This window comes from uncultured Mobiluncus sp., assembly GCF_902488535.1.
In the GTDB taxonomy this organism is placed as follows: Bacteria; Actinomycetota; Actinomycetes; order Actinomycetales; family Actinomycetaceae; genus Mobiluncus.
Window position 1 is genome coordinate 1 of record NZ_CABTWO010000036.1, and the last position, 6309, is coordinate 6309.

A 6309-nucleotide genomic window follows, 5' to 3' on the forward strand; every position below is an offset into this window, starting at 1 on the left:
GTACTGCACACGCCGGTGTGTGGGAGAGTAGGAAACCGCCGCACTAACACTTCAAAAACGTTTCGCCCCCACCCCGTGGGGGCGAAACCCGTTTAAACCACACAACAACTAGAGAACCCCACCAACTCAGCTTTGGACCGGGCTGCCCGGCGTAGGATGGAGCCGTGAGCAACCTCGACATTCTTGATGAAATGACACGTCAACAGCTAGAGACTTTGGCGGGATGGATGAGAGGGAAAAAGACCGTGCTGGTCACGGGGGCTGGCATGTCCACCGACACCGGCATTCCCGATTATCGCGGCAAAGGTAACACCGAGATACCTTCGGTGGAATATGACCAGTTTGTCAGTGACCCGGTGTGGCAGCGCTGGGTTTGGGCACGCAACCACCAGACCTGGCAAACCATGTTGTCCCTTGACCCCGCCCCAGCACATCTCGCGCAAGCGAGACTGGAACGTGCCGGGCTGCTGACCGGCATCGCGACCCAAAACGTTGACGGCCTGGATTTAAAAGCCGGATGCAAGGAAGTCTATGAGATGCACGGTTCTTTCGTGCGAGTGGAATGCGTAGATTGTGGGGAAGTCACCGACAGACAAGCGCTGCACGAACGACTCACCGAAGCAAACCCGGATTATCCACTTGACCTGGATCCCGCGCACGTCGCCATTCTGGCGGTGGCGGATCGGAAAGCCGCCGAGGCTTGCACGTTCAAAACCGTGCCTTGTGAACGTTGCGGCGGATTGCTGAAACCGGCGGTCGTGTTTTTTGGGCAGTTACTTCCCGCAGATGTGATGTCCCGGGCGTATGCAGCCGCGGCAAAGGCCGACGTAGTGCTGGTGGTGGGTTCTTCGCTGGTGGTGGGGACGGCAACATATGTGATGCAGGCGGGTTTGGCGAAAGGAGCCCCGTTGGCAATCATCAATCAGGGGCGCACCATGTACGACCGGGCGGCGGATCTGCGCGTCGAAGGCGGAGCTTCCCAATGCCTGACGGTCTTGGCGGATTTACTGGGAGCCTGACGGAAGGGTAACTCAGCGCCGCTCAGTGGCGTAAAGCCGCTCGTATCTCATCAGCTATATCAGTAAAAATCCCGTCAACTCCCCAACTGGCGAGTTCACGAGCGCGGGAAGGGTTGTTGACGGTCCACACGTTTATCTGTAGCCCCGCGTCCTTGAGGCGTCGAGTCATTTCGGCGGTGAGCCCGCTGTCTTCGGGATGAATCGCGGTGGCGCCGACCTGTTCGCAGCGGCTAATCGCGTCATCCCACAGACATTCTTTAGTAAATAGGCAGGCCAGCTGTAAATCGGGACGTTGCTGGTGAATCTGGTACAGAAATACGTGATTAAACGAGCTGATGAACAAATCTTCAGGCCGCACGTCCCGAATCTCGTGTAAAACAGTGTCAATCAACAGGCGAGACATGGCACCGCCAGCCTCGTTAGATTTCACTTCCAGATTGCATTTCATATGGCTATCTCTAAGGAAGATCAAAAGGTCGGTGAGGAGGGGAATTCTTTCGTTATGGTAACGGGTGCCGTCACCGAATTTGGCTCCCGCGGAAATCTCAGAGAGATCCGAGAACTTCAGGTTATACATTGAACCGCTGCGGTCAGTGGTGCGGTCCAAAGTGGAATCGTGCAGGATAACAGCGGTGCCGTCTCCCAGAATGTCAACGTCAGTTTCTATCCATTCCACACCGGCTTCGTGAGCCAGCTGGAAGGCTGCCATGGTGTTTTCCGGAGCTTGTCGGTTTAGACCGCGGTGCGCAAAAATCTTCATGGTTTCAGTCTAAGGTTGATTTATGGGCGATGTGTTTGAAACTATCGGGACGCAAAGTCGAGGCCGAGTCGCAAAGTGGTGGACTTTGCTTGAGGACGGTCGAATTCGCTGCGACTTATGCACCCGCGCCTGTACGCTGCGCGATGGGCAAAGAGGGTTTTGTTATACCCGGATAGCTCAAGGTCAAAAAATGGTGCTCGATACCTACGGGCGGTGTTCCGGAATTGGGCTCGATCCCATTGAGAAAAAGCCGCTGTATCATTTTTTGCCGGGTTCTCAGGTGTTGTCCTTCGGGACCGCGGGATGCAATCTGAACTGTCGGTTTTGCCAAAACTGGGACATTTCCAAAGCCCGGGAAAATGACCGTTTAACCACGACTGTCTCTCCTGGGGAAATCGCGGATTTGGCACTGCACTACGGGGCACAATCGGTTGCTTTCACCTATAACGATCCCACGATTTTTGCCGAATACGCCATAGATACCGCGAGAGCCTGCCACGCCGAGAAACTGCGGACAGTAGCGGTGAGTGCCGGGTATATCTGTGCTGAACCGCGGCGGGAGATGTATGCGGAAATGGATGGGGCGAACCTCGATCTAAAGGGGTTTACTGAAGATTTTTATTGGCATTTGACCGGTGCGCATTTACGGGATGTGCTGGAAACTATTGCTTACGTATGCAACGAAACCGAGTGCTGGGTGGAACTGACCACGCTGCTGATTCCCGGTCATAACGATTCTGACACGGAAATTCGGAACCTTGTGAAGTGGATAGTCGATAATGTTGGACCGGACGTTCCACTGCATTTCTCGGCTTTTCATCCTGATTGGAAGATGCGTGATGTGCCGCGAACCCCGGCAAAAACGTTGCAGCGAGCGCGGGAAATTGCACAAGGTGAAGGAATTCGTTTCGTCTATATCGGCAACGTGCGCGACCGTGAGGGGGGAAGCACGTTTTGTCCCGGGTGCGGAGATTCGCTTATCACGAGGGACTGGTTCGACGTTTGCAAAAACGCGGTTGGAGAGTCGGGGCAATGTCCCCGCTGCGCAACTGTCATCCCTGGAGTCTGGACTTAGTCGCTTTTTCCCCCGAGATAAGAGGAAAAAAGTTCATTAGCGGAGCCGCCGAACCAGGTCGCAATGAGCTTAGCCGCTGCTTTTGCCTTCACCCCATTGTGTACCAGCTGTTCCATTTTTTCCAGGTGCCGTGTTGGGGATTCAGCCTGACCCCCGGCGGGTGCTCCTTGGACGACGATAACGATTTCGCCTAACACCTCGGGACGTGAGCATAACTCAGTATGCACAGATTCCAAGGTACCCCTGATAAATTCTTCATGGGTTTTCGTCAGTTCTCGCGCCAGTGCAGCCGGTCGAGCGGGGCCGAAAACCTGAACCATAGCGTCCAGCGTCTCGATGGTTCGGCGGGGCGACTCCAAGAAAATCAGGGACTCGCTGCGAGTCGAGAAAGATTGTAACGTCTGGTACAAAGCGGCGGTCTTCCGCGGCAAGAACCCCACGAAGGTGAAAGAATCTGTCGGCAAGCCCGAACCTACCAAAGCCAGCAGCGGAGCGGAAGGACCGGGCAGAACCGTAAACGGTATTCCAGCCTGTGCGGCAGCCTGGCTCAGGCGAAACCCCGGATCTGAAATTCCCGGCATTCCAGCATCTGAAACCTGCAGAACCCGTTTGCCGTCGCGGGCTAGGCTCAATAATTCCGTGGTCATTGCGGCTTCATTATGCTCGTGGTAAGCCAACAGGCGGGCGGACATTTCGATTCCCAGGCGGCGGGCTAAATCGCGGGTTCTACGGGTATCTTCGCAAGCCACGACCTCGGCGGTGCGAAGCGCCTCGCACAAACGGGGTGAGCCGTCGCCGACATTTCCGATTGGGGTTCCGGCCAGAACTAGGTTTACTTCCTCAAACACCGGGGGATAATCCATGCTCACCGTTCCATTCTTCCATTAAACTTGAGGCGTGAATATCCCACCTCGACCCGCACCTACGGAGTACCGAAACGCTCCCGCATCCGGCCTGGCCCTGCTGCTGCATCCGGGTAGGCCGGCCTTCGTGGGAAGCGCTTTCCGAGCACGGCCCCAACGCGGGGAGCGGGAATACCTCTGGGGATGGCTGGGACCTCTGGTGGTGGCTTTTCTGGTGTTTTTGACTCGGGTGGTGCGTCTGGGGGCAATCAAAACCCTGATTTTTGACGAAACGTACTATGTCAAAGATGCCTACGGCCTCATCAAACGCGGCTACGAAGTGCAGTGGCCTAAAGATTTCGACCCCACGTTTATCTCCGGGAGTTTCAAAACCCCGCTGGAAGGTTCTTTTGTGGTGCATCCCACCGTGGGAAAATGGCTAATCGGGCTGGGAATCAAACTGTTCGGCAACCAACCTTTCGGGTGGCGTATCGCGGTCTGTGTGGCCGGTGCAGTGGCGGTCTACCTGGTGGGGCGCATTGTGTGGGAGCTATTTGGCAACGCCAGCATGGCCACTCTCGCCTCCGTTTTGATGGGTTTGGACGGGGTACAAATTGCCCTGTCCCGCACCGCCATCCTCGACATTTTCCTGGAAATGTTTATCCTCCTGGGGGTGCTGTACGTTATTCGCGATCAACTCAGCTATCGCCCACGGCTAATCGCTGACCTCCAAGACATCGATGCGGCAAGACACACTGAGCAGTTGCGTCAACGTTTTCGGCGTGCGGGCAGCGAGAGTGCGGAAACCTTGCCCGGCAGCAAGCACCGGGCTGCCGGCTTAGGCGTAGCCCCTAACTATTCTCGCTTTGTGCTTTCTTGGGGGCCAAGCTATTGGTGGCGGCCCTGGCTTTTCGCGGCGGGCATTGCCTTTGGCTTGGCCATGAGTGTGAAGTGGTCAGGGCTCTACGTTGTAGCGGTCTTTGGGATTTTTGTGTTCATTCGAGAGCTATCCGCCAGGTGGCGCACCGAGCCGCGCTGGATTGGGTCGTCTGTCCTGACCGGGGGGCTTCCCGCTTTCGTGAACTTGGTGCCGATTGCTTTCCTGACTTACGTGGTTTCCTGGATGGGATGGTTTACCCATTCACAAGCGTGGGGACACACCAATCGCGGTTTGGTGGCGGATTGGCTCGATTATCATCGCCAGATTTTTGTTTTCCACACTAACCTGGACGCCACCCACCCCTACATGGCTAACCCGTGGGGATGGCTTTTGCAGCTGCGTCCCACTTCGTTTTATTACGAAGGGGTGCCGGGGGACTGCGGAGCCAGCAGGTGTATTGAGGCGGTCAATTCCTTGGGTAACCCGATTCTGTGGTGGGTCGGATTTGTGGCGTTCATCCTGGTCATGGTAGCGGCATTCGGGTTCCTCGACTGGCGTGCCGGGCTGATCTTTACTGGATATATGGCCACTTGGCTGCCCTGGCTGGTGTACTCCAATCGAACCATATTTACTTTTTACACGGTGGTTATCTCTCCCTTCATGATTATGGCGGTGGTGTATCTGTTGGGTCTGTTGATGGGGGCTTGGCGAATCACCAAAGACCGAAATTGGACCGGTCGATACAATCTGGTGCCCGACTTGAGCCAGGTTTCCCGAGGCGAGTTCATCACTGCCCTGGTAATCATAGTGTTCATTTTCGTAGCGGCAGTGTTCTTTTTCCCCATCTGGACCGGTATGCCTATGCCCGAAGACCACTACGGGTGGCGAATGTGGCTGAATAATCCTGACACGAAGTGGGCTTACTGGATTTAGGGAACATACCGGCGGCGTTAGGATAGAGTCATGACTCATATACTTTCTGCCGTCGCTTGGCCCTACGCTAATGGCCCGCGTCACATCGGACACGTTGCTGGTTTTGGAATTCCCTCGGATGTTTTTTCCCGCTATATGCGGATGCGGGGCCACGATGTGCTGATGGTGTCTGGCACTGACGAGCACGGCACGCCAATCTTGGTTGCAGCAGAGGCTGCCGGGCTGACTCCGCGAGAATTGGCGGACCATAACAACCGGGCAATCGTGGAGGATTTGTGTCAGCTGGGTCTGTCTTACGATTTGTTTACTCGCACCACCACGGGCAATCACTATGAGACTGTTCGCGCCATGTTCAAAGTGGTGCGAGATAACGGCTACATGAAGGTGCAGACCACCCGGGGGGCGATTTCTCCTTCCACCGGACGCACCCTTCCTGACCGCTATATTGAGGGAACTTGCCCCATCTGCGGAGCGGAAGGAGCTCGGGGAGATCAGTGCGATGCTTGCGGCAACCAGCTCGACCCCACCGACCTGATTCGGCCGCGTTCCAAGATCAACGGCGAGACACCGGAATTTGTGGAAACCGACCACTATTTCTTAGATTTACCGGCTCTCGCCAAAGCCTTGAATGAGTGGCTCGACGACCGGGAAAAGAACGGCAATTGGCGGCCCAACGTCATCAAGTTCTCCAAGAACTTCTTAAAAGACATTAAACCGCGAGCTATGACTCGGGATATTGACTGGGGTATCCCCATTCCCGGGTGGGAGGATCAGCCCAAGCGTCTCTATGTTTGGTTTGA

General features: G+C 55.7%; 6 protein-coding genes. 4 read left to right on the top strand and 2 right to left on the bottom strand.

Annotation, left to right across the window (positions count from 1 at the left end; all coding sequences use genetic code 11):
* Positions 1-191: 191 nt before the first annotated feature.
* Positions 192-1019 carry a Sir2 family NAD-dependent protein deacetylase gene (locus tag RDL66_RS08795; protein ID WP_308536603.1) on the top strand — a complete coding sequence of 276 codons (828 nt, stop codon included), beginning with the start codon at positions 192-194 and terminating at the stop codon, positions 1017-1019.
* Positions 1020-1041: 22 nt separating this feature from the next.
* On the opposite strand, the gene RDL66_RS08800 is transcribed toward RDL66_RS08795, so the two are convergent.
* Entirely contained in the window at positions 1042-1779 is a 738-nt protein-coding gene (locus tag RDL66_RS08800) for a glycerophosphoryl diester phosphodiesterase (RefSeq protein ID WP_308536598.1), read from the bottom strand.
* Between the two features lie 22 nt (positions 1780-1801).
* Here RDL66_RS08800 and amrS point away from each other — a divergent pair, with 22 nt between their 5' ends.
* Positions 1802-2854, top strand: coding sequence for an AmmeMemoRadiSam system radical SAM enzyme (amrS, locus tag RDL66_RS08805; protein ID WP_308536600.1), 1053 nt, complete (start codon positions 1802-1804; stop codon positions 2852-2854).
* On the opposite strand, the gene rsmI is transcribed toward amrS, so the two are convergent.
* Positions 2851-3717, bottom strand: a complete 867-nt coding sequence (gene rsmI, locus RDL66_RS08810; protein ID WP_308536605.1) for a 16S rRNA (cytidine(1402)-2'-O)-methyltransferase — start codon at positions 3715-3717, stop codon at positions 2851-2853. The genes amrS and rsmI overlap by 4 nt on opposite strands.
* Before the next feature lie 127 nt (positions 3718-3844).
* Here rsmI and RDL66_RS08815 point away from each other — a divergent pair, with 127 nt between their 5' ends.
* Both RDL66_RS08815 and RDL66_RS08820 read left to right on the top strand, forming a co-directional pair.
* The gene (locus RDL66_RS08815) at positions 3845-5509 is read left to right on the top strand and encodes a phospholipid carrier-dependent glycosyltransferase (RefSeq protein WP_308536607.1); all 1665 of its coding nucleotides are present in this window, start codon (positions 3845-3847) and stop codon (positions 5507-5509) included.
* A gap of 30 nt (positions 5510-5539) precedes the next feature.
* Positions 5540-6309: class I tRNA ligase family protein (locus RDL66_RS08820; protein WP_308536601.1), on the top strand; the 770-nt coding region annotated here is incomplete at its 3' end.